Annotated in this window: 26 protein-coding genes, 1 tRNA gene and 2 pseudogenes; 13 read left to right on the plus strand and 16 right to left on the minus strand. The window is 31.7% G+C overall.

The window, feature by feature from the left end:
* The 3 genes and pseudogenes from EU98_RS09440 to EU98_RS06480 all read right to left on the minus strand — a co-directional run.
* A pseudogene (locus EU98_RS09440) lies at positions 1-310 on the minus strand (photosystem II q(b) protein); the annotation flags it as partial.
* 523 nt (positions 311-833) lie between these two features.
* The gene (locus EU98_RS06485) at positions 834-1,550 is read right to left on the minus strand and encodes a YdcF family protein (protein ID WP_241466378.1); all 717 of its coding nucleotides are present in this window, start codon (positions 1,548-1,550) and stop codon (positions 834-836) included.
* Positions 1,551-1,904: 354 nt separating this feature from the next.
* A complete protein-coding gene (locus tag EU98_RS06480; RefSeq protein ID WP_032515377.1) occupies positions 1,905-2,270 on the minus strand; it encodes a DUF1330 domain-containing protein in 366 nt (121 codons plus the stop codon).
* 152 nt (positions 2,271-2,422) lie between these two features.
* On the opposite strand from EU98_RS06480, the gene EU98_RS06475 reads away from it, so the two are divergent.
* The gene (locus EU98_RS06475) at positions 2,423-2,800 is read left to right on the plus strand and encodes a DsrE family protein (protein WP_011818678.1); all 378 of its coding nucleotides are present in this window, start codon (positions 2,423-2,425) and stop codon (positions 2,798-2,800) included.
* A 663-nt stretch (positions 2,801-3,463) separates the two neighbouring features.
* Here the strand turns inward: EU98_RS06475 and EU98_RS06470 are convergent.
* On the minus strand, positions 3,464-3,682 hold the full coding sequence (locus tag EU98_RS06470; RefSeq protein ID WP_025933746.1) for a hypothetical protein: 219 nt from the start codon (positions 3,680-3,682) through the stop codon (positions 3,464-3,466).
* Between the two features lie 194 nt (positions 3,683-3,876).
* Here EU98_RS06470 and EU98_RS06465 point away from each other — a divergent pair, with 194 nt between their 5' ends.
* Together EU98_RS06465 and EU98_RS06460 are read left to right on the plus strand one after the other, a co-directional pair.
* Complete coding sequence (locus EU98_RS06465; protein ID WP_032515361.1) at positions 3,877-4,215, plus strand: DUF3303 domain-containing protein; 339 nt, start codon at positions 3,877-3,879, stop codon at positions 4,213-4,215.
* A gap of 57 nt (positions 4,216-4,272) precedes the next feature.
* The gene (locus EU98_RS06460) at positions 4,273-4,527 is read left to right on the plus strand and encodes a hypothetical protein (protein WP_241466379.1); all 255 of its coding nucleotides are present in this window, start codon (positions 4,273-4,275) and stop codon (positions 4,525-4,527) included.
* Positions 4,528-4,552: 25 nt separating this feature from the next.
* Here the strand turns inward: EU98_RS06460 and EU98_RS06455 are convergent, their stop codons facing one another.
* Positions 4,553-4,795, minus strand: coding sequence for a hypothetical protein (locus EU98_RS06455; RefSeq protein WP_032515362.1), 243 nt, complete (start codon positions 4,793-4,795; stop codon positions 4,553-4,555).
* Positions 4,796-4,803: 8 nt separating this feature from the next.
* Positions 4,804-5,121 (minus strand): hypothetical protein, encoded by a 318-nt coding sequence (locus EU98_RS06450; RefSeq protein WP_032515363.1) that lies wholly within the window; start codon positions 5,119-5,121, stop codon positions 4,804-4,806.
* Between the two features lie 223 nt (positions 5,122-5,344).
* Here EU98_RS06450 and EU98_RS06445 point away from each other — a divergent pair, with 223 nt between their 5' ends.
* Both EU98_RS06445 and EU98_RS06440 read left to right on the plus strand, forming a co-directional pair.
* Complete coding sequence (locus EU98_RS06445; protein WP_206537607.1) at positions 5,345-7,153, plus strand: PhoX family protein; 1,809 nt, start codon at positions 5,345-5,347, stop codon at positions 7,151-7,153.
* 31 nt (positions 7,154-7,184) lie between these two features.
* Positions 7,185-7,451, plus strand: coding sequence for a TatA/E family twin arginine-targeting protein translocase (locus EU98_RS06440; protein ID WP_032515366.1), 267 nt, complete (start codon positions 7,185-7,187; stop codon positions 7,449-7,451).
* Positions 7,452-7,550: 99 nt separating this feature from the next.
* On the opposite strand, the gene EU98_RS06435 is transcribed toward EU98_RS06440, so the two are convergent.
* A complete protein-coding gene (locus EU98_RS06435; RefSeq protein ID WP_032515367.1) occupies positions 7,551-7,805 on the minus strand; it encodes a hypothetical protein in 255 nt (84 codons plus the stop codon).
* Between the two features lie 210 nt (positions 7,806-8,015).
* Here EU98_RS06435 and EU98_RS09805 point away from each other — a divergent pair, with 210 nt between their 5' ends.
* From EU98_RS09805 to EU98_RS06420, 5 genes are all read left to right on the plus strand, one after another.
* Complete coding sequence (locus EU98_RS09805) at positions 8,016-8,168, plus strand: hypothetical protein (protein ID WP_187146047.1); 153 nt, start codon at positions 8,016-8,018, stop codon at positions 8,166-8,168.
* Positions 8,169-8,174: 6 nt separating this feature from the next.
* Positions 8,175-8,576, plus strand: coding sequence for a hypothetical protein (locus tag EU98_RS06430; RefSeq protein ID WP_032515368.1), 402 nt, complete (start codon positions 8,175-8,177; stop codon positions 8,574-8,576).
* 96 nt (positions 8,577-8,672) lie between these two features.
* Positions 8,673-8,840, plus strand: a complete 168-nt coding sequence (locus EU98_RS09810; protein ID WP_011863193.1) for a hypothetical protein — start codon at positions 8,673-8,675, stop codon at positions 8,838-8,840.
* 217 nt (positions 8,841-9,057) lie between these two features.
* Entirely contained in the window at positions 9,058-9,786 is a 729-nt protein-coding gene (locus tag EU98_RS06425; protein ID WP_032515369.1) for a response regulator transcription factor, read from the plus strand.
* Positions 9,787-9,788: 2 nt separating this feature from the next.
* Positions 9,789-10,940 carry a sensor histidine kinase gene (locus EU98_RS06420; protein WP_241466380.1) on the plus strand — a complete coding sequence of 384 codons (1,152 nt, stop codon included), beginning with the start codon at positions 9,789-9,791 and terminating at the stop codon, positions 10,938-10,940.
* A 10-nt stretch (positions 10,941-10,950) separates the two neighbouring features.
* On the opposite strand, the gene EU98_RS0108825 is transcribed toward EU98_RS06420, so the two are convergent.
* The 4 genes from EU98_RS0108825 to EU98_RS06410 all read right to left on the minus strand — a co-directional run bounded on the left by EU98_RS0108825 (position 10,951) and on the right by EU98_RS06410 (position 15,942).
* A complete protein-coding gene (locus EU98_RS0108825) occupies positions 10,951-11,277 on the minus strand; it encodes a hypothetical protein (RefSeq protein ID WP_025915432.1) in 327 nt (108 codons plus the stop codon).
* 79 nt (positions 11,278-11,356) lie between these two features.
* Positions 11,357-13,639: an esterase-like activity of phytase family protein gene (locus EU98_RS06415; protein WP_032515371.1), complete on the minus strand. Its 2,283-nt coding sequence runs from the start codon at positions 13,637-13,639 to the stop codon at positions 11,357-11,359.
* Between the two features lie 215 nt (positions 13,640-13,854).
* Positions 13,855-14,463, minus strand: coding sequence for a TIGR02466 family protein (locus EU98_RS09355; protein ID WP_052045500.1), 609 nt, complete (start codon positions 14,461-14,463; stop codon positions 13,855-13,857).
* A gap of 90 nt (positions 14,464-14,553) precedes the next feature.
* Positions 14,554-15,942: a carbohydrate porin gene (locus tag EU98_RS06410; protein WP_032515372.1), complete on the minus strand. Its 1,389-nt coding sequence runs from the start codon at positions 15,940-15,942 to the stop codon at positions 14,554-14,556.
* Positions 15,943-16,283: 341 nt separating this feature from the next.
* On the opposite strand from EU98_RS06410, the gene pstS reads away from it, so the two are divergent.
* Complete coding sequence (gene pstS, locus EU98_RS06405) at positions 16,284-17,270, plus strand: phosphate ABC transporter substrate-binding protein PstS (RefSeq protein ID WP_032515373.1); 987 nt, start codon at positions 16,284-16,286, stop codon at positions 17,268-17,270.
* Positions 17,271-17,316: 46 nt separating this feature from the next.
* Here the strand turns inward: pstS and chrA are convergent, their stop codons facing one another.
* The 3 genes from chrA to EU98_RS06390 are packed head-to-tail and all read right to left on the minus strand — an operon-like array spanning position 17,317 to position 20,867.
* Positions 17,317-18,543 carry a chromate efflux transporter gene (chrA, locus tag EU98_RS06400; protein WP_025922300.1) on the minus strand — a complete coding sequence of 409 codons (1,227 nt, stop codon included), beginning with the start codon at positions 18,541-18,543 and terminating at the stop codon, positions 17,317-17,319.
* Positions 18,544-18,573: 30 nt separating this feature from the next.
* Positions 18,574-19,833 (minus strand): organoarsenical effux MFS transporter ArsJ, encoded by a 1,260-nt coding sequence (gene arsJ, locus EU98_RS06395; protein WP_032515374.1) that lies wholly within the window; start codon positions 19,831-19,833, stop codon positions 18,574-18,576.
* An 11-nt stretch (positions 19,834-19,844) separates the two neighbouring features.
* Complete coding sequence (locus EU98_RS06390) at positions 19,845-20,867, minus strand: ArsJ-associated glyceraldehyde-3-phosphate dehydrogenase (RefSeq protein WP_032515375.1); 1,023 nt, start codon at positions 20,865-20,867, stop codon at positions 19,845-19,847.
* A gap of 166 nt (positions 20,868-21,033) precedes the next feature.
* Here EU98_RS06390 and EU98_RS06385 point away from each other — a divergent pair, with 166 nt between their 5' ends.
* Entirely contained in the window at positions 21,034-21,306 is a 273-nt protein-coding gene (locus tag EU98_RS06385) for an ArsR/SmtB family transcription factor (protein ID WP_052045502.1), read from the plus strand.
* Positions 21,307-21,324: 18 nt separating this feature from the next.
* Here the strand turns inward: EU98_RS06385 and EU98_RS0108835 are convergent, their stop codons facing one another.
* Positions 21,325-21,531, minus strand: coding sequence for a hypothetical protein (locus EU98_RS0108835; RefSeq protein WP_025890999.1), 207 nt, complete (start codon positions 21,529-21,531; stop codon positions 21,325-21,327).
* Between the two features lie 322 nt (positions 21,532-21,853).
* A tRNA-Pro gene (locus EU98_RS06380) sits at positions 21,854-21,927 on the minus strand.
* A 967-nt stretch (positions 21,928-22,894) separates the two neighbouring features.
* Between EU98_RS06380 and EU98_RS0108840 the strand changes: the two are divergent.
* A pseudogene (locus tag EU98_RS0108840) lies at positions 22,895-23,438 on the plus strand (porin); the annotation flags it as partial.

Below are 23,438 nucleotides of genomic sequence, written 5' to 3' on the forward strand. Positions count from 1 at the left end.
CTACAGTAGCTGCTTCCCAAATTGGGTAGAAGTGTAGACCAATAGCGTTAGATGAAGGAACAACTGCACCTGAGATGATGTTGTTTCCATATAGGAATGAACCAGCAACTGGCTCTCTAATTCCGTCGATGTCTACTGGTGGTGCTGCGATGAATGCAACGATGAAGCAAGCCGCTGCTGTAAGAAGGCATGGAATCATTAAGACGCCGAACCAACCAACATAAATTCTGTTGTTAGTTGATGTTACCCACTCACAAAACTGTGGCCAACCTTTTAACAGCGAAGAACGCTGCTGCTGAATAGTTGTCATGAGTTCGTTATGTTATTGCCTCTATATGAGACATTTAAGTAAAGACGAAATTAAAAATCTCGTCAGCAATAGCATAGTCCAAAAACTCAATAAATGAGTGGAGAAAATCTTATGCCATTGATTAATTATTCTTATTTATTGTCGTATTACCTAAGGCTCTTTTGATCCTAGATTAATATTTAATTTACTTGAAAAGGTTTAATTTATTTATTGTGGGCGATGCAGACAGCAAAGCTATGCAAGGTATAGCAAATGATCGCCCAGAGATCGCCCAGAGGATAATTGAGAAAGCTGAGAAGTCAATCGGGTCGACAGGATTCAAACCTGCGACCTAGTGCTCCCAAAGCACCCGTCTTCCAATTTGAGATAGGAGGTTAAATAAATAAGTTAGCCTATAGCTTATTAGTTGCTATGGCTCATAAATAATGTGTCTCAGAAATGAGCAAGAGTTATACACAATTGTCCTTAAGATACACAATTAATCGCTAAATATTCGCTAAGTAAGAAGTTGCTTAAAAATCTATCACCATGATCGGTAGATAATTCTTCCAATAATTTCTCTAATCGCACTAGAACTTCTATATAAAAAAAAGGAATTAGGCATCCATTTCAGTGGATTACGTAAAGAAGAAATAAAACTTCTACTACTTTTAAAATCTACAGGATATGCTTGAACAATTATACCTTCACTCTCGAAAATTTTTTTTGCCCTTTTCATATGAAAGGCACTAGTCACTAAAATGATTTTTTTTTGAATTAAGGGTATCTCATCATTAAGTAATTTCTTAATTGCTCTAGCTTCCTGAAGAGTATTATTTACAGGATATGTGGTATATAAATCTTCTTTAGGAAGCCCCATTGAGACGGCTTCCTTAATATAGATATCTCCTTCTGGAGGTAAATCTGAAGATAAAGGATTTATTCCTCCTGTGAAAATCAACCTATTTGATTTATCTGCCTTATAAAGCTCTATACCAGCAAGAAACCTATCTGGGTCGTACCATTCAATTATTTTTGTATTTCCTGGAGGCAAATGCCTTCCCCCACTTAAAACAACTATCCCATCTGAAGGGGCGACTAAAGAATATTCTAATCTTTTCCATGGATGTTCTAGTAATCTCCACAAAATATCAGCAAATAATCCATTGCTAAAAATAATTAAGAAAATTAATGCTGAATAAATAAACTTTACTTTTTTTCTAAAAAGGAAAACTAATAATAGGGTTAAAATAACCCCCAATGGAGAGAAAATTAAAGGTAAGAATTTGCTGAGTAAGTACGTATCTAAAAATAAAATCTAAATATATATTAATGAAATAGATTTTCAGTTTTTAAAAATATGTCTAATTCAAGAACCCAAGCCATACAAAGCCATACAAATAATCGCTAAAAGGAATATTGAGAAGTCAATCGGGGCGACAGGATTTGAACCTGCGACCTAGTGCTCCCAAAGCACTTAAAAGCTCTGGTGCTGCACTAGGTTTTTAAGCTATATCTCGATTCTTGCGTAGTGTTGCGTAGTGTTGCGTTGTTTGTCCTGACTATTTAAGTAACATTTGACCATTTTTTAGGATAAGTAGCCCTAGCTCTTTTTTTATCTATTTCTTTCAACTATTCTAAAATTCATATCTATAGCTCCTTTTCTTAAAGGAATTAATTCTTGATATGGTCCTTCATAACAATCAATTACTGCTTGTTTACTTGGAAATTTTGAAAGCACAGAAAACGGACCATCATATCCCTCTCTAACATCAGTCTCGAAGTCAACTGATAGTGTCTTTGCTCCGCAACCTTTAACAACAACATCATTTACTGCTTCAAAGTATTTACCTGCTTGTTCTGGATTTGTAATCCTGCCAGAAATCATTACATAACCAGCATTCTTGTCTTTTGGGACTTTATAACCAATTGCAAGCCCAGCAATGCAAGCAATTAAACCAGTAAAAATGGTTTTTTTCATAAAAGATTTTGATTTTTGTAAATGGTATACGATTATCTTTAAGTTTGCTGTCATTTTTTAACTATCAGCAGTACGAGTAGTAAGCGTTTCATAAAAAAACAGCTAATGAAAATAGATTTTATTTAGGATATAAAAAAATTGGGGAGGATTAAATGTCTATCATTACCGATAATACAGTGTTAGTACATATTTACAGCGGTTTAGAATCCAAAAATAAAATAACTTTAGGTTTATTGGTTGCCCTTACTGCAGAAAAAAACGATCATAAAGTAACACTTTTTCTTGCAGGAGACGGAGTACAAATATTAAATTGCAAAAAAGCTGGTGAAATAGTTGGTCAAGGTACTGGAGATTTATACGAACATCTTCAAAATTTAAAGAATTCAAAAATTACCATATATGTCTCAGGAATGTCTGCTAAATCCAGGGGTTACGATGAGAAGCTTCTAGATGGATACACTGCAGAGTTTGTTATGCCAGATGTTCTAGTTGAAGAATCAATTAAAGCGGATAGCGTACTATGCTATTAAAAAAGGAGCTTATTGCCCCTTATTTTAGATCGACTATTAATCAATTAATAATTAATTAATTTTCTTTTTCCATCTATATTTTCTACTCTATTTATTCTTAACCCAATAAACAGAGCCCATATAAGTGCAAAGACAATTGGTAAGAAAATGATTGCAAGTTTCATCATTTTTTAATCCTGTTATTTGCTCCAAATAATAACCTTTAAGTGAATAATAAAATATAGGTACTTTATATAAAAAAAGTAGGGTTGAGGTTAGATCGACTTTCAATCAAATTTGACTACTATTTGGCCACATTTCGAGTGGTCATATTTTTGCAATAAAAAAGCGAGCCTGGGTAACTCGCTAGTATGAATTGGTTTTTAAATAGTCGGGGCGACAGGATTCGAACCTGCGACCTAGTGCCCACAAAGCACCCGCCCTCCAATTTGAGACAGTAGGTTAAATAAACAAGTTAGGCTATAGCTTGTTAGTTGCTATATCTACAAAATTACGAGTCTTAAAAATAGGCCAAAGTTATACAAAATTATCCTTAGATATACAATTAATCGCTAAATAATCGCTAACCAAAGACCTAGTGCTTTAGGAGCTGTAAAATATCATTGATTGACAGTCGATCTAACGTAGAGGGATTAAAACCTCTTTCTTAATTATTTCTTCCTGTTATTCTGCTTCTTCTTTAACTTCACTTGCGTTTACCTCTTCCGCTTTTACTTCCTCTTCTTTAACTTCAACTAATTTTACCTTTGGCTCTTCCGCTTTAACTTCAACTACTTTTGATGCTATAGATTCAAACTTTCCTTTAATAAAATTTACTATGAAGATTAATATTGGAACATGGGCTAGACCACCCATTATCACTTTAGTTTCTGAATAATACATTTGTAAGTTAATGAGAACTGAAATATTTAAGCATAAATTTAATTTGATAATTACTTATATTAAGTTGTTATTAAGGGAAATAATTAATTAACAGTCGATCTAAAAAATTCCTTTAGCAGAAATATTCATTTCAAGATCCTTAACTCAATACTAAATGCTATACCCTATAAAAGATTTATAGATTTATTAATCAAATGAATACTTATTTAGTAACTGCAACTTTTAAAAATGTTTCTCTTATGGGTGCAGCGTATGATCTTTTTTTAAAGGTTATTGAAGATGGAACTTTGAATGATGAGTTTGAAGGATTTAAAGTTTTGGGAAGGTATCATGCCTCTTACTCAAATAATGTTTATATTATTGTCCAAGCTTCAGCAGGTATAAAAATGACAGAACACTTTGCTCCTTGGAAAGTTAAGTTTGATATAGATTTTGATATCAAACCAGTTATGACTGACGATGAAAAAGTTGCTGAACATAAGCTTGTTGGTTCATTAATGGCAGCAGAACAGAAAATGGGATTCACAGGTTAATTATTTTTCAACTATGGAAGAATCTTCTTGGACTTATGCAGAATCATAAAAAACTTATTGAGATTAAGAAATGAAACGTGGAATTTTCTACATCCCTTTAATTATTTTCATTTGGGGTTGTTCCAATACTTCAATGACAGATTCGATCTCAGTTTCAGAAACCCAAAGGCAAGAGAAGTTTGTCTAGATTGGTATGGCTACAGAATTGATACCAAGAAGGCAATAAGCGATTTAAATCTTAAAGTCGAAACCGAGTCAGAATTGATGGCTTATTGCGGTTTCTTTAAGAATGTAGCTGATACAAAAAAATAAATATTTAATATCTACAATTATTTAGTTATTTAATTTCTAACTTCTCCGCCTTCCTCAATATTTGATTCTTTAAAAAAACAAGCGCATCTAATTTTTCTTCTTTTTCTTCAATATTTACAAATTTCATTTCTGCAACTTCAATAATTGCTTTATTAACATTTTTAAGCTGTTTCTTAATAATTCTTTTTGGTTTTTTAATTGATTCCATTGGAATTATCATTTTCTTTATATTCTCTTTATTTTCTAAAAATGCAAGTCTCTCACTCAAAAAATCTTCTAATTATTTAATTTGTAATTTGTTTTTATAGTTTTTATTATTGAATCTTGTGGTTCTTCACTTGGGAAACAATTAATAATTCTATATTTTCCTCCTTTCTTATCAGTCTCTACAACTGTAAATTCCACATACTTACCTATTCCATCTATTAAATCCTTGACTTCTGTATTAATTATCTCTTCATTTTCATTTTCGATAATACGAGATATCCCACCGCAACTAATTAATGCATTTTCATTGGTAAGAAAAAAATCTTTATCATTACTGCATGAGGACAGAAAAGATAAAGAAAATACTATTAAAAGAATTTTTTTCATAGTCAAAAGTTTTTATACATAATTAATTTATAAGGCAATTTTATTAAGTAGAAGTTAAACATTTTTTTGATTAAAATAATTAAAAAATTTTGAATGTCAATAAATTATTAAAAAAATTTTAGCTACGTATCTTTGTTTACTAATGCTAATCAAAATTTAGACATTACTTAAATTCAATTTAACCCTAGAGAACAATTTTTAAATTAGTTATCACTTTTATGTTGTGGCTGATTTTAATGATGTTGTTTCAAGAAGAAAATTTTTGCAAGGTTCATTTGCTTTAGGCTCTGGAGCATTTATAGCTGCGACAATTGGTCCTGCGAAAGCAACTAGTTTCTTAAGTGATTTTAATGGTATAAGTTTTAATCCTGTGCCAGCTAATAGTAAAGATACAATTACTCTTCCAAAAGGATTTAGTTGGCATAAAGTTGCATCATGGGGTGATCCATTATGGAGTGGAGTTGATGATTTTGATCAAATAACACGAGGAACAGGAGAATCTCAGGAAGGGTCTTTTGGGGATAATAATGATGGCATGAGCCTCTTTGATATTGAGGAGAAATCAATTCTTGCAGTCAATAATGAATATTGCAATAGGAAAATAATTTATGGAAATAGAGCTAGCGGATTACCAGAAACATCTGATGACGTACGCAAAGGAATTGCTTCGCATGGAGTTTCTATTTTTGAAATAGAAAAGAAATTAGGAAAATGGAAAATAAAAAAAGATTCACTTTACAACAGGAAAATTACAGGTGATACCAAAATAGCTTTAGATGGACCAGCAGCTGGGTTCTATTTAATGAAAACTGATGAGGATCTAACCGGAAAAGTTGCAAAAGGTACTTTCAATAATTGTGGGAACGGAAGAACTCCATGGGGAACTTATCTAGCTTGCGAGGAAAATTTTCATGGTTACTTTTCTTCACCTTCCAATCCATCCGCCTCTATCCCCCCAGAACAAGCAAGATATGGTCTAAAGACAAAAGACAAAGGTTATAACTGGGTTATGAATCAAGATAGATTTGATTTAGTTAAGAATCCAAACGAAGTTAATAGGCACGGATACATAACTGAAATTGACCCTTCAAAGCCACAATCAATGCCAAGGAAACATACTGCAATGGGTAGGTTTAAGCATGAGAATTGTGAAGTATCTATTTCTAAAAATGGACAAGTTGTTGCTTATATGGGAGATGATGAACGAGGTGAGCATCTATATAAGTTCGTATCCAAAGGAAAATATAAAAAAGGTGCTTCTTCTAACTACGATTTATTAACTGAGGGAGAGTTATTTGTTGCTGTTTTTAATGATGATGGAACAGGTAAATGGATAAATTTAAAAGAATCTGGAATGAGTGAGCCTGAAATCGCAATTTTCACACGACTCGCAGCTACTAAAGTTGGAGCTACAACTATGGATAGACCTGAGTGGGTCGCTGTTAATCCAAAAAAAGTAGAAGCGTACTGTGCCTTAACCAATAACAAAAATAGAGGAGTTAAAGATAATCAACCAATTAACGCAGTAAATCCAAGGGAAAATAATCCTTACGGACAGATAGTTAGATGGACACCTAGCAATTCAGATCATGCATCAGTAGATTTCAAATGGGATCTTTTTGTAATGGCTGGAAACCCTGAAACAGCAGAAGGATTATACAAAGGTTCAAAAAATATAAACAAAGATAATATGTTTAATTCGCCTGATGGGATCGCCTTTGACTCTAAAGGCAATTTGTGGATTCAGACAGATGGTAAATATAGTAATTCTGGAAAATTTGCAGGAATGGGAAATAATCAAATGCTTTGTGCAAATCCAAGGACAGGAGAAATTAGTAGATTTCTTGTTGGTCCCAAAGAATGTGAAATTACTGGCATAACTTGGAGTTCCGATAAGAAGACAATGTTTGTAGGTGTACAACATCCTGGAGAAAAAAATCCAGATAGTTGTCATTTCCCTGATGGAGGTAATAGCGTTCCAAGGTCTACAGTTATTGCCATCACAAGAAATAATGGGAGAGCAATTGGATAATGTATAAAAACAAAATAATTAGGCAGAAAACATGAATATATTTGGGGTTGGAATTCCAGAAATTGCTGTAATTTTTGTTTTAGCTCTTTTAATATTTGGACCTAAAAAGCTACCAGAACTAGGACGTTCAATTGGAAAAACATTGAAAAGCTTGCAACAAGCTTCTGGAGAGTTTCAAAAAGAAATTGAGAAGGCAGTTAAAGAAACTGACGAAGAAGTAATAAATAATGGTTCTGAAAATCTTGCAAAAAAGAGTTTAATAACTTCTAGTATTGATGAGGATGATGAGGATGATTAATAATTAAGTAGTTTTTTAAGATCTAGTCCCCCCAGAAAAATGTTTTTCTATTGAGTGTAGGTAAAAAATCTTAAAAAATTGTTCTTAAGTGAAAGGATTTCAAATAGAAATTTTATCTAGAGGTAAAATTTCTTGGACCATGATTGTGTCTGGATAGACTTCATTTTCTGTATCTTTATACAATCTTCTTGATTGTGGTGATTTAAGGGCGTTATTGTAATTTTCAATAAATTCCGAATCATCCAAAAAAGATTTATTTTCTCTTTTAAAACTTTCTTTATAAGAATATTTGATATGCCCTATTTCTTGGGTTTGATTTGAGTTTTTGGGAGAAGGTGAATTTTTTATAATCATTTATTATTTTTTTTATATGATTGTCTTCAATATTCAAGGCGTAAAAATATAGAAGATGACTTTAATTTAAAATAATTGGATTAAGAAGTTATTAAGTAAAAAATAATTTTTTTTTAAATGGCTTAAATTTCTAAAATAGATATTTGTTGTTATTTCTTAGCTTAATCAAAATTTAAATATGATTTAACAATAGGGATTTAGAAAATATATATGGATAAAAAACAACTTGTTAACTTTATCACTCTTTCGATTCTTCAAACTAAAAGAGTTGAAGATAGATTATTTAGAAAGGAAATCCAAAACTATCTTATTAAACTAAATAAAAGTCAATTAGAAGAAATTATTAGTGAATTTATCATCTAAAAAATCATGAAAAAGCTATTAGTTTTATCTATCATTATTATTACTTCTTGTAGTCCAAAAGACGAATTATCCATTACCCAAGATGATTTATCCATTACAAAAGATGAAATTTCGATCACGAAAGGTGAATCATCCCTTACTGATGAAAAAAAATTATTTTATGTAACTAAAGAAACTGCTGTTCGTCTTTGTGGAGGTAAATCCAGAATAATTGAAAGTGAAAATGAAGAAATCATCAAAATAGAAGTCAAAGATTTTTCAAATGTTGAAAAAGAAAAATTTGTTCAATTTACTCTCGTTGAGACAGATAGAAAAGGTGGTAAATATAGAATTGTTAATTGTTATCCAAATAAAGATCCTAAAAAATCGGTAATTAAAACAATCAAGACTAATTACAAGTTAAATTAGTCTTAGGTCAACTAGATCAAATGAAAATATTTAAATGAGATTTAAAGCTGCTTTAAACTAAATAATCTATAAAAAAGAGTAGAAATAATTTTTATTATGCATCCAAGCAAAGTAGTCAAAGATCCAAAAATCAACGATACTTATTACGATCCAGATGTTGATAAGCTTTATCAATATGTAAAAATTGGTGACTTTCCGCCAGAATGGGTAGTGACAAATATAGATGAAGATGACGATTATTATTACGCTTCGATGGGATATTAGTTTTAATATCTATTATTAAATTCAATAAATTTGTCTCTTTAAAATTTTGTGTGAGGAAGATTAAAGAGACAATCTAAATATAGATAAAAGGGTTTAAGGGAAAATTAAAAAGGAAATAAGATTAAATGAAAAAAAATAATAATTCAATGTAAATTAATTATGAAATAATTAGATCAAATAATTTTGATTATATAAAATAAAATTGTTAGAACTTTAAATGGCTATTAAAGATCATAAAAGTTTGCAAGACTCAAGAATTCTTCTTGTAGAGGATGATAAGAGTATTAGGCTTACAGTCACTGAAACCTTGAGCAGCGAAGGTTTTAGAGTATTAAGTTTCAAAGACGGTTTAAGTGCCTTAGATTTTATTAATAATGATATTAAAAAAGATGTTGACCTAATAATTCTAGATTTAATGTTGCCAGGACTAAATGGATTAGAGTTATGCAGAAAAATAAGAAATGACGAAGACTATACACCCATATTAATTTTGAGTGCTAAAGATAATGAATCAGACAGGGTTCTTGGATTAGAGGTTGGTGCAGATGATTATTTAACAAAACCTTTTGGTTTAAATGAATTAATTGCTAGATCAAGAGCCTTAATAAGAAGATCTAAACGTAATAAAAAATATATAGAAAAATCAAAAACTGTTCTCGAGTTTAATCATATAAAAATGTTTTTGGAAGAATGCAGGGTAACTTCTTTTGATAAAGAAATAACATTATCTCCCAAAGAATTTAAATTATTAGAGTTATTTATGAAAAATCCAAAAAGAGTTTGGTCAAGGGATTTAATACTTGAAAAAATATGGGAAATTGACTTTATTGGTGATACTAAAACCGTAGATGTTCATGTTAGGTGGTTAAGAGAGAAATTAGAAGAAGATCCCTCTGCTCCAAAGTTTCTTAAAACTGTTAGAGGTTTTGGCTATAAGTTTGGATGAAAATGAAAACACTACAAGAAGTATTATTTTTTTTACATCAGAAGTGGAAAAAAAAAGTCAAGCATTTTTCTCAATCAAAAGAAAAAAAATTTGAAGTTGATAAAAATAAGTATAAAAAAACTATTGATTTCCCATTTGATAAAATTAGACCTCAAGAAGTGTTGTCTTGGCTAGATTATTCATCGCAAGGGTGGATAATCTTATCATCTGATCTAACAATAAAATTTATCAATCAGAAAGCTTTATCTCTTATTAGGGTTATCAAGTATAAAGATGTTATTGGAAAAGCAATTAATGATATTAATGAGCTTGAAGTACTTAGTAATAAAATTCTATATTTAAGAAAAAAAGATTTCCCATTCAACCTTGATTTCAAAATTGCGGGAGTACCCATTTCGGTAAATATTGTTAGAGGAAGAAAAAAGAATTATTTAATATTATTGGAAAGTAAATTATCAATTGAATCGATAAAAAAACGACAAAATCAATTAATTAATGATGTGTCTCATGAACTGAAAACCCCTCTTACATCACTTATCTTAATTGGGGAAAGACTTGAATCAGTAGTATCAAAAAAGGATATGTATCTTGTTAAAAGACTTAAGAAAGAGTCAAAAAGATTAAGAAGAATGGCCGAAGAGACTTTAGAGCTTTCTAAGCTAGAAAGTAGCGAAGATTTTAATAAAAACAAAAAAATATCTGTTTCAGATTTGATTATGGAATCTTGGCAAACACTAAAACCGCTTGCAGAAAAAAAGGATATAAAAATAAATTTATTTTCTCCAACAAAATATTATATATCTGGGGATATTGAAAATTTAAAAAGAGCATTTATAAATATTTTAGATAACGCTATTCGTTATTCCCCAACAAAAGTGGGCATACAAATTGAAATTTTTAAGAGAGATAGCTCTGTTGTTATAAGAGTTAGAGATAAAGGTATTGGATTAGAAGAAAATGAATCAAATGACATTTTTTCTCGTTTTTATCGTGGGGATCCATCAAGGACTAAATTTAAGAAAAGTGGAAGTGGTTTAGGTCTTTCAATTACAAAAAAAATAATTAATAACAATAAAGGTTTTATAAAGGCATTTAATCATAAAGATGGTGGAGCGATTATTGAAACTATCTTTCCGTGTCTTAATACAGATTAATAGGGAAAATTTAAAAAATATTAGGACATGATTTTTCTGCAATAAATTTTTTTAAATTCAAAACCCCTTCTCTTGTAAAAAGAATGCTTCCTTCTTTGGAGTCATCTGCCCAATAAGAATCTCTTTTGCCAATAGCTAACCAAAGCCTATCAGGTAATGTTGGCATGTACATACTCTCGAAAGCAGATGTTCCAATGTCATTTTCTTCTTTCATATCTTTGCATGCTTCTATCATTAGTTTGGGTCGATTTAAATAATGCCTGACACCCTGCCAATAATATTTTGTTTCAGCTTTAACTGGGGCGATGAATAAAATAATAAATATTAGGTATTTCATGATTTAACTTTTTTTAATTATAAGAATTGCAAAAAAAAACCACCATTTATATATGGTGGCTTTTTTTTAGAAGTTTTAACTAGATTTTTCCAATATTTAGGAAAAGAGTTTCACCAGTTGATTTCTTTCCAGTCCCATCGTTGTCAGTTGAAATCCATGCTTGCCCTTCGCTTGTTATTGCTAAACCTTCAACCTTTTCAAGGATAAAACCACCCGTAGATTGCATTACTGGTTTTAGATCAGTAACTAACTCTTTTTCAACTAAAGGATAAAGTCTGGGAGGAATATTAGTCTGAAGACCTTCGAAAATAACATCATCTAAATCTACTTTATATATAGCTTTCAATTTTGCTTTCTTTCCATAGAAACTATCTCTTTCGATTACATAAAGTGCCCCGTCATGGTAAGTCAATTCTGAAATGCCAACGCCACCTTTTTTGATCCTATCTAATTGATAATTTACGGCCCCCCACTGTTTGGTTTTTAAATTATAGGAAAGGATCTTAGTAGTATTGAAAGTATCATCACCCCAAGGCTTCTGTTGAGCAATATAAAGAATATCCCCATTCCTTGTTATGCCTTCAAAACCAGGATTTTTAGCATAATTAAGATATGAAGGTGGTGGAGTTATCTTCTCTAAAATTTCACCATCTGAGCTTACATGGTAGATTGCAGGAGGATGTTCATCTAGCTTTTTCTTGATTCCTTCAGTAGAAATGTAGAATCCACCATTACCATCAGTAGTAATACCCTCTTGATCCATAAATAATGCAGTCTTACCATCTAGCTTTATATCTATAGCTCTTTCTAATAGTGCTGGGGAAGATGAAGGATCAATAACGTAAATTCTTGGCTGAGTTTTAAAAGTCCCATCATTTACAGCATAAATTTTACCGTCATCACCAGCCACCATTCCACTTATCGCACCCCAAGATACAAATTCAAGGCCATTTTCATTTGTTAAATGTGGGTATGAAGCAGGAGCATCTTGTAGTTGATAAATAGTCACATGAGAAGATAAACCAGGTTCTTTTTTGTTGTAGTCTTTTTCATTTGCTGAGGCAATTAATCCCCTCTCTGGAATTGCGACAAATCCCTCTGGTCCAATGCCTGATGGAAGTAATTGAGTAAGCAAAGGTTGATTTAGTTCTGTGATATCGTAAACAGCTACTATCCCAGCTCGTTCAGCACCAACAAATAAATAGGGCGTCCCATTAATTTTTGAATATGTAACTGACTCAGGTTCTACTCCCTTTTTACCTGCTCTCCCATCTTGGAAATGACCTATTTGTGCAATTGCTCTTTCTAGTCTATTTGCATCTTCATAAACTACTGTTCCATCTTTTTTAAAAATAGTCCAGGATCTTGAACCACCTCTTTTTGCCTGATTTGGATCAATATGCTTGTAATCGCCTTCATTTGCTGTTGCAAAATGATCATTATCAATCCAAGTAAGACCATCGGGTTCTCTTCTTACATTCTTTAGTTTGCTTTTAAATTTATGTGCTCCATCTTTCTTTGTATCCATTCCTGCCATTTGTTTTACAACTCCTGCAGAGAAATGTGATATTACATTTCCATCTTTATCAATTACTGCAAGATGGTTGTTTTCTTGAAGAGAGACAACTGTTTCACCAAGATCATTAATAGCAACGAATTCTGGTTCGGGATCAAAAGGAGCTATTTCGGATAAGCCTGTTAAATCTACTTTTTTAATTGAGTTACATTGTATTTTTCCTCTTTTGTTTAACTTCACAAGAGAAACATAACCTGCAGGATTAATTTGAATGCCATTGTCATCAATTTGAGGGATAAATCCATTTTTATATTCTTCATCCCTCTCATTTTCTATAGCGACAGCTAGAAATGTCCCGTCTGGTGAAACAAAAACGCTATCAGGCTGCCCACCTAAATCACATTCTTTTACTGCTTTTCTTGTTTCTAAATTGTATTGAACTAATGCTCCTGAAGGATTTGTATAACTTTCAGATGTATTTGAACCTATATAAGCATTGTTTCCAAGTGCTGCAATTCCAGTTGGTTCTGCTTCCAGTTCAACAACTCCCAATGCTTTAGGTTTTGCAGGGTCTGAGATATCAACTAAACCTACCACTCCTAGATCGCTATCTGTATAAATCAAAGTCTTACCATCTTCTGATGCTGTAACAACTTCTGAAGAAGTTTTGGTGGTAGATTTTGATCCTTTTGGTAAATTATCACTTACATTAAAAGAAGAAATTCTGTTAAAGTTTTTTTCATTTGCCCAATATTTTGTATTCCAATTTGCAAATCCGCTACTTGTAGAGGAGGCGACGATTGCAAGTAATGCAGAAAAACTTGCAGCAGCTAGGGTTTTTTTCATTTAGTGCATAAGGAAATACAACTTCATGCTCCCTTTAAAAAGTTAAGGATAAAAAATAAATTTATTAAGAACAAATTAAGGTTTTAAAATTATAGAAATGATAAAAAGGGCCACAAAACCTGTGCCCAATGTTTGTAAAAAGTTTTTATAAAATCATGAGCAAAATTAGAAAGTAAGCTTTTTTTAGATAATTCATCTAGAAAATGCGAAGAAATCTATGTTACGCAATTTCTCAAATCAATATTGAAAGCAACTGAGATCCTATCTTCATCTGAATTATTTTCTTGTACCGCATGTGATAAGTCAGATGGGAATAGAACAAGCCCACCCTCAATTGGTTCAAATGCAATACTTCTCGTGGAAAACAATTTTTTACCAATTTCATCTTTTATTGAATTCATTTGATTGTATTGTGAAATATAGTTTGGAGAATAAAACATTAAATCCCCGCTTTTTTTTAAACTCTTTACCCAAAAAACGCCAGATAAATCTGATCCTGGATGATCATGTCTATTATTAAGTTGCCCAGGCTTATTAATATTTATCCACATTTGCATCCTTGCTTTTGAAAGATCTTTGATATTAAAAATGTTTTTATTATTGAGGATACTTTTAATTAAATTTATTACTATTGAAGATACAGGATTTTGAGAATTTGCATATTTATGTTGAGACTGCCATCCAAGATTTTTACTGTTTTTCAAGCCATCTGGATCTTTTTTTTGTTGTTCATAAGAATATAGAATCAGCTCATCTTTGTATTTATCATAATCTTTTATTTTTTCTCTAATAATTAGCGAAGGGAAGACAGGAAAAATGTTCATTAAAAATTTTTTAAAGTATAAAAGATTAACAAAAAAGGCCTACATAATAGTAGGCCTTTTGATGTGTGTAAGATTTTCTAATTAATTTAATTAGAAGGAGAATGAGACAAAAGTTCCTAAGCCAACTGCATCATCAGTATTAGCAGCTGATTCCTCAACGATATAAACAAATGGTGTTATTGACATACTATCGTTGATTGGATACTCATATGAAAGATCATAAGCCATTTCCTCAGCAGCATTGTCTGCTATAGCACCATTTGTTCCAATAGTTGCAGAAAGTGTTCCTTCTCCAACATCTGTTGAAACACCAACTGTCCATTGAGTTTTGTCAGTATTAGTGCCTTCTACATCAGTTAGCTCGATACCTCCACTAATTGTTAATGGAGTTGTCTCAGGAGAATAATAAGCAACTAAACCGTAGTATGTTGAATCAGTTTGAGTATCAGCAGCATCCCACGCTTCAAGTGTACCACCTGCTGTATCTAAGTTAGTGCTCTCCTTCATAGAATAAGCAACTGTGAAACCATAGGTGTCAGTCTCGTAACCAAGAGCGATTCCGTAATAGTCATCACCTTCTTTGGTAAAAATACCTCTAGATGTTTCTCCTGAATCAGCTGACAAACCAAGACCAACTTCCCAGCCATCGCCAAATTCTTTAGAAGCACTAAGTGATACATCACCACTTAAGTCAACAGAGTTAGCAGCTCCGCAATCACCTAAATTATCAACCATGTTATTGACTGCACAAGCATTAGGCCATGTCTTAGAAGCATCCATAGAATCTCCAACTGCAACTGTCCATCCTCCTAATGGGAATGTATAGTTTAAGTCAGAAACTGCAAGAGAGTCTCCTTTATCTGAACCCCAGTCAAGACCTTCTTTATCCTTACCAACACCAACACCTGGGTGATTTCCGGTTTCAAGTTCGATATTAAGTTTATCTTCACCAGTGAAACTGGTGTTTAAATCAATTTCAAAGAAATATTCCGCCATTACAGCTTCATTAGCATCTCCATTAAGAGATTCAGCACCAATTAAAAAGCCAGCTGAACCACTCATAGTGGTTGTATCACTGAAAGAACCAGCTTCAATGCCGTTAACACGTGCTTCGAGGCCATCAACTCTTCCTTTCATAATTGCCAACTCAGAGCCAAGCTCATCACTTAGCCTACCTATTGCAGCTCCGTTCATTAAGCCTTCACCACCAGCGATTAGATTGCTTAATTCAGCAGCAGCTTCTAAACGAGAAACTGAGTTACCATTAAATTTTGGGCTATTTGTAAGATCCTTTAATGAATCGTAAGCCCAATCCCCTGGGAATAAAGTATCTGATTTGAAATCACCTAAAGATACTAAATTGTTAGAATTTGCATAATCACTAAGATCTGTTGAATTGATCTCAGCTGCATTTACTGCAAAACCTGATGCCATAGAAATGATGGCAGGAGCAGCAATTAATTTTTGAAAAAGTTTCATGAACCTCAACACGTAAATAATGGATAAATATCCAAAATCTATGAGAACGAATAAAAGTTAAGAAACGGGTAAGAAATAAAGTCCTAAAACAAAATTTAAAAGGAACTTAAATTGTTTTTAAAGTAAATAAAAAAATTTTCAATTTTCTCGTACAAAAGTTTAAAATTAATCTAATTTTATTTTTAAATATTTTCAAAACCAAACGAAAAAAGCTCTAACTAAGAATTAGTTTAAGAAAGGGTTAAGAACTAATTAACCACAGGATAAAATTTTAATTAATGAGTATTTGTGTATAAATTCGGTGCTATATATATGTAGTCTTTCATTTAATCATGACATCCATGAACATAGCTAAGAAAGCTTTGGTTTTCACTTCTGCAGTAGCCATTGCTGCTGGTACAAGTGTTCCTGGCACAAGTGTTTCTGCTAGAACAAGATTAAGTGGTGCTGGAGCATCATTTCCTGCCAAAATTTACACTCGTTGGTTCAAAGATTTAGCCACTTCAGGAGGGCCAAGAGTAAACTATCAAGCTGTTGGTTCAGGCTCTGGAAGAAAAGCTTTTATTGATCAGACAGTAAACTTTGGTGCTTCTGATGATCCTATGAAGGCTAAAGATATAGCAAAGGTAACAAGAGGATTAGTTCAGATTCCTATGGTTGGAGGAACTATTGCTTTTGGTTATAACTATGATTGTGATTTGAAACTTACTCAAGAGCAAGCAGTAAGGGTTGCTATGGGTATGGTTAAAAATTGGAAAGAATTAGGCTGTAAATCAGGTAAGTTAACTTGGGCACATCGTTCTGATGGATCAGGTACAACTAAAGCCTTTACAAACTCTATGGAAGCTTTTTCAAAAACTTGGACACTAGGAACTGGTAAATCAGTTAAGTGGCCAGCAGGTGTTGGAGCAAAAGGTAATTCTGGTGTTGCGGGTGTTATTCAAAACACTCCAGGCGCAATTGGTTATGTTAACCAGTCTTACATAAAAGGTAATGTCAAAGCTGCTGCACTTCAGAATCTTTCAGGTGAGTTTCTAAAACCATCTGTAGAAGCAGGAGCTAAGGCTCTTAATGGTATTACTCTAGATGAAAATCTTGCTGGTAAAAATCCTAATCCAACTGCAAAAGGAGCATACCCTATAGCTTCATTAACATGGATACTTGCTTATGAAGAGGGTAATGGTAGAAACACTAAAGCTATCAAACAAGCCTTTAATACATTATTAAGTGATGAGTATCAAGATAAAGCTCCATCACTTGGATTTGTCCCCTTAAAAGGAGATATTCTTGAGAAGTCAAGAGCTGCTGTAAAAAGAATCGGTAAATAAACCGTAAGACAATATTTAAAAGGAGGAATTTATTTCCTCCTTTTTTTTATGCAAACAAATATTTTGACAAGCCTAATATTAAAGAAAAAAGAATGAGTATGTATGTTGGAACTATTTTTAAAAAAGATAATAGTGTGGAGATTAAAACTATAAAAATAGAGCTAATTAAAAAGAATTTTGATGAAAAACTATCTTCAATTAAATTAAATCCAGAGAAAATAACTGCTCCAGGAATTGTATTGATCACTCCTTCGATAAAGTAATTAATTGATTTAATTCTGTTTTTTATAAAGCCTTTTCCAAAAACAAAAATCAATATAAAACTTGGTAAAAAAATTGCAAAAGTTGATATAAATGAATACTTTAAAGCTTCATTTATTCCTCCGATCGAAAACCCTGCTTTATATCCAATAAAACTTGTAATTAATAAGACAGGACCAGGTGTTATTTGGCTAATCATTATTCCATCTATAAATTCATTATTTGTTAACCATCCTTGCGAGATAACATAATCACTCATAAGAGGAATGATTACTAATCCACCTCCAAAAATAAAAAGTCCCGATTTAAAGAAGAAAAAAAACAGATTAAGGTAATCTACTAAAAACTTTGAGGTTATAGACTCTCTTAAAAAATTATAAAACTTTGATATATCTAAAAATACCGAGCTAATCAAAAATGAGGTTGTTGAAAATATAGATAAAGGGACCAAGCTATAAAAAATATTTTTGAATTTCTTTAAAAATATATTTATCAATCCTGCAATACTAAGAATTGTTATGAGTGGAAATTGAATACTATTATATTTAGCAAATATAAGTAGAAATAATATTGAGCTGGAGAATAATATTCGATCAAACTTTAATCTTTTTTTTAATAGAACTAATGAGAATGAAAAAATTATCCCTGCAATAATAGGCGGATTAAAATAAATTAAATCTGTTAAGAATTTTGATCCAGAACCAATTTGCCAAAAAAAACTAAGAGCTAATACTGAAATGAATCCTGGGATAATGAAACTTATACCTGATATCAATCCACCAAGATAACCATTGATTTTAAGACCTATATATATTGCCAATTGAGTAGATATTGGTCCTGGAAGTATTTGACATAATCCAATACCTTTTTCAAAAGATTGATTTGATATCAATTTTTTATTATTTATAAGTTCATCTTCGAATAAGGAAATATGAGCATAGGGTCCTCCAAAACTTAAAATACCAATTTTTAGGAAAGTTTTTGCAAGTTCAATTAAGGATATTTTTGCCATTAAAATATTCTAATTCCTAAAAATTAGTCTTTATGTAGCTGATAAGCTTTGTTTGATTGATGGTAATTTAAGACTCGAAATCCAAGATAAGAATATTAAAAGTGATGAAAAATAAAGACAATATTGAAGACCAATACTCGGATTTCTCCCAATCATAAATAGTAAGCCAGATAGTAATGTTCCAACTAGTCTTCCAGCAGCATTTGCCATGTAATAGAAGCCAACATTTAAACTGACTTTTTCATTATCAGAGTAGGCCAAAATCATATAAGAATGTGTAGAGGAATTCATTGCAAAAACAAATCCAAAAATAGTAAGTCCTAAAATTATTGCTATTGATGGAGAACTTTCTCTCCATAATGCGACTCCTATCAAAGATGGTATTACCATTAATACGGCACTCCAAAATTGGATAGCTTTACGATCTGGACTTTCTTTCTGGCCCCATATCTTTCTAATTGCTGGAGCAGAAGCCTGAACAATTCCATAACCTATTACCCAGGCCCCAAGAAATAATCCTATTTCCATGTAGTCCCAACCAAATGCCATATCTAGGAATACTGGAAGAGCTACAACAAACCAAACATCTCTTGCTCCAAAAAGAAAGAATCTTGCTGCAGAAAGAATATTTATGGCATTTGATTTTGAAAAAAGATCATTAAAAGCTGGTTTGGTTTTCATCTTGCCAATTTCTCCAGGTAAAATTAATGTCAATAAAAAGGCTAAGCAGAGTCCAAAACCCATAATTCCTACAGCATTATTGAATCCAAATAACTTATATAAAAGTCCACCCAAGAAAAAACCAACTCCCTTAAGAGCATTTTTAGATCCAGTTAAAATAGCAACCCATTTAAAAAGTTGTTTTTGGCCAGTATCATTGCCATCATTTGTCTCTGGGACTACTGTCTTAACAGCACTTTTAGCACTCATTTTGTTTAAATCTTTTGCTATTCCACTAACTGCTTGAGCAACCATAACGTATGCGACACTAAAAATTACCGGCCAATCTTCCTTAACTGGAATAAGCATAAAAAGAGCGATGATTTGCAGGATAGTCCCAATCCATAAAGTAAGCCTTAATCCATATCTTGCTCCTATCCAGCCTCCATAAAGATTAGTAATTATTCCAAAAAACTCATAAAAAAGGAAAAGTAAAGCAATTTGTAGAGTTGTGTAACCTAGCTCATGAAAGTGACCAACAACTAATAATCTTAATGCGCCGTCAGTAAGCGTGAACGCCCAATAGTTTGCTGTTACAACACTATATTGTTGAATATTAGATAACTTCATAAAGACATAAATTAAATCTCTTTTTTGATTACATATTCAGTAAGATCTGCAAGTCTGCAGCTGTAACCCCACTCGTTGTCATACCAAGCATATATCTTTAATAAATTTGAATTAACAACCATCGTTGATAAACTATCAACTATTGAACTTCTAGAGTCATTTACATAATCTGCAGAAACTAAAGGTCTTTCTTCGTAGCCAAGAATTCCTTTTAAATAAGTTTCTGAAGCTTCCTTTAGTGCCATATTCACTTGTTCAGTTGTCACTTCTTTATTTAATTCAAAAACTGCATCTGTTAAAGAACCATTAAGTAGAGGAACTCTTACTGCATGTCCATTTAATTTTCCTTTTAATTCTGGAAAGATCTCAGCGATAGCTTTAGCAGATCCAGTGGTAGTAGGTATTAAACTTTGCATACATCCTCTTGCTCTCCTCAGATCACTTTTATAAAAATCTACAGGAACTTGAGTGTTCGTTACATCGTGAATAGTTGTAATAGCACCGTGTTTAATAGAAAAATTTTCATTAATTACCTTTACTATCGGAGCTAAACAATTTGTAGTGCAGGATGCTGCAGTTACTAATTTATGTTTGGTAGGGTCATAAAGACTTTGATTTATACCGTAAACAATATTCAGTGATTCAGCTTCTGCAACAATTCCTTTGACTGGACAAGCTACTATTACTCTTTTCATCCCAAGAGTATCAAAATAGGGATTTAGTTTGTCTGGCTTTTTATTCTTTCCTGTACATTCCAAAATAATATCTACAGAAGATTTTTCCCAAGGAACATCAAGGTAATTTTTAAAAGATGTGTAGGTTAATTTCTTTCCATCAATTATTATTTCTTCTTCTTTAACCTTTATATCTTTCACCCATCTACCATGGACTGAATCGAATTCGAGTAAATGCGCAGCAGCATTCGAATCTCCTGCTATCTCATTTATATGAGTTATTTCTATATCAGCTCTATCCCATAATGCTCTGAAAACTAATCTGCCAATTCTTCCAAAACCATTAATTCCAATTTTCATCACTGTTGAAATTTTCTATATTAATTATACATCAAAATATTTTGATGTATCAAGTTGTTTTGATTAATGAAATCTTTTTTATTTAAGCTATATTTAGGAAAATTTAATTACTTTAAAATTGTTAAAAAATATTAGCAAAGTAAAAAAAGAAGATATATCTAAGTTGATGGTTTCATTTTCTGATCCTTTTAGGCTAGAAATAATAGACCTAATGATGGAGGGAGAAGTTTGTGTTTGCGATATTATGAAATTAACTAAGTTATCTCAATCCAGAATTTCATATCACATAAAAATTTTGAAGGAAGCTGGTCTTATCTCAGACAGACAAGAAGGTAGATGGGTGTATTACAGCCTAAAGAAAGAAGCTCTCTTTTTGATCAAGGAATGGATAACTTCTTTGACAGATTATTCTTCAAATAAAAAACGTTGCTGCGAATAAATTATATTTTAGATTTTATTAATTAACTTCTGATTCCCTGTCATAAGTCATTCCTGATTGTTCCATCCACTCAGCTTTAGTTTTGCAATTTTGTTTGTGATTAAAGATGTGAAAACCTTCAATAATAATCATTATGGATAGAAGCAAAACAGGAATAAAATATACAGGGGAAGATATTACTTCTTTATATTTGATTTGAGCAATGAATTCCCTGTATTTAAACATTCCCTCTGTTGTTATTCAATAAATAATATTTACCTATGGTTAAGTAAAGTTAAAGAAAAAATCTTTTTAAAAAATTTAGTTTAAGGATGTTTACTAAAAAAATAAAACCTTTCTAAATGAACCTTTTGATAATATTATTTTTTCTATGTTGGATATTTGCTCTGATTTTTTCCGCTAAAGTTGGCAGATTTCAATAAGAAAGACTCACACAAGCCGAGAACTTCCGTGGATTTTTTATTGCTATTTCGACATAATCCACGGAAAATTCCACGGATACAATGAGACTGATTTTTGGTATTGCTGAGATCGACTGCTATGACTATCGGGGCGACAGGATTCGAACCTGCGACCTAGTGCTCCCAAAGCACCCGCGCTACCAAGCTGCGCCACGCCCCGCTCATAAGATCTTAGTTCATAACAGTCATCTATAAAAGACTAAATTACTAAATATTTTATAAAAAATCATTTTTAGGACAGAAAATGATCTTAGTAACTATTTTTTAACTGAATAAACTTTAGAAGTAGGTTAAAAATTCATATTCCCGTGAAGTTAATTCATACTAATTGGAGATATTGTGAAGAGAGGAATAAACATAGTAATAATAATTTTGTATATATGGATATGTATATAAAAATTTTTATTTCCTTAGTATTAATTATGAAAAATATTAAAAGATATTTTCGGATTTATTTAAATGATTCCTACTGATCCAGCTGTGAAACCAACTGCAAGAAAAAAAACGAATTCTAGTAAATCTCTTGGTAAAGAATTCACTAAAAGATTGATATGAGTCATTTGACCTTGTGCTCCTCAGGTTTATTTTTAAAAAAATATAACTAATTATTTTTTCTGTTGAGGGAAATAAAAGTTTTTTTTCTTTTTTCTAAAGATTTCAAGAAAATAAAATCTAAAAAAATTTTTTCAATATCATATTAAAATTTTTAATCAAATTAATTTACTGCTCATATTATATTTAAATGCTATATTTTTTTTATTAATATTAAAACCATGAGAATTTATGGATTATAAAAAGAAATCATTAAATAAATTAAATCAAAAAGAAAGTTACGAGGAAATTGACACTAGATAGGCTTCTGGATGGTATGTTGATGCAGTAGACAATAAAAAGAAGAAAAAATACAAAACAGAGAAAGTTTCTTTCAAAATTTCTAAAAAAATATAGATTATTGAATCAATTATTTTGATAAAAAAAAGAGAAATTTAATTAATAAAATTAAGGAACTGAATGTATAACTTTATAAAGTGGCACAAATTATTCAAAAATGTAGCTGTTAATACTTGATTTTGTATACCAAAATACTCTATCTTGAGGTGTACTTTAAATTTCGTGTGAGGAAATTTATGAAGCTTTTCAAAAGCTTGCTAGTAGCACCTGCGACTTTAGGCTTACTTGCGCCTATGTCTGCTACTGCAAATGAAGTTACTATTAATGACTTCAACCCTGCTGAAGAACTTGCGGTTACAAATAGCCGTGTAGATGGTTTAGAAGCAAGATTAAACAATTTTGAGGCTGGTGGTTTTTCAGAAACAACATCAGCTTCTTTCAGCGTTGATGCATCTATCGGAGCTATCGATGGTGATTCTACTTCAGAAAAAACTGTAGCCGCTTATCAATTCAACATAGGTCTTTCAACTAGTTTTACTGGAGAAGATTCTCTTGATATAGCTATTGACAGTGGTTCTGATTCAGCAGCTACAGCCGATGACCCATTGGGGTTCGATACAGGTTCTTCTTTACAAGTTGATGGAGTTGCTTACTCTTTCCCTGTAGGTGGAATTTCAATGCTAGTTGGCTTTGATACAGACATTAGTTCTGCATTCACAGGAGCTTGTACATACAGTGCTTNCACTGATTACATGGGCAAGTGTGGTACAGATAAATCTG

This window comes from Prochlorococcus marinus str. MIT 9314, assembly GCF_000760035.1.
GTDB lineage: Bacteria > Cyanobacteriota > Cyanobacteriia > PCC-6307 > Cyanobiaceae > Prochlorococcus_A > Prochlorococcus_A marinus_B.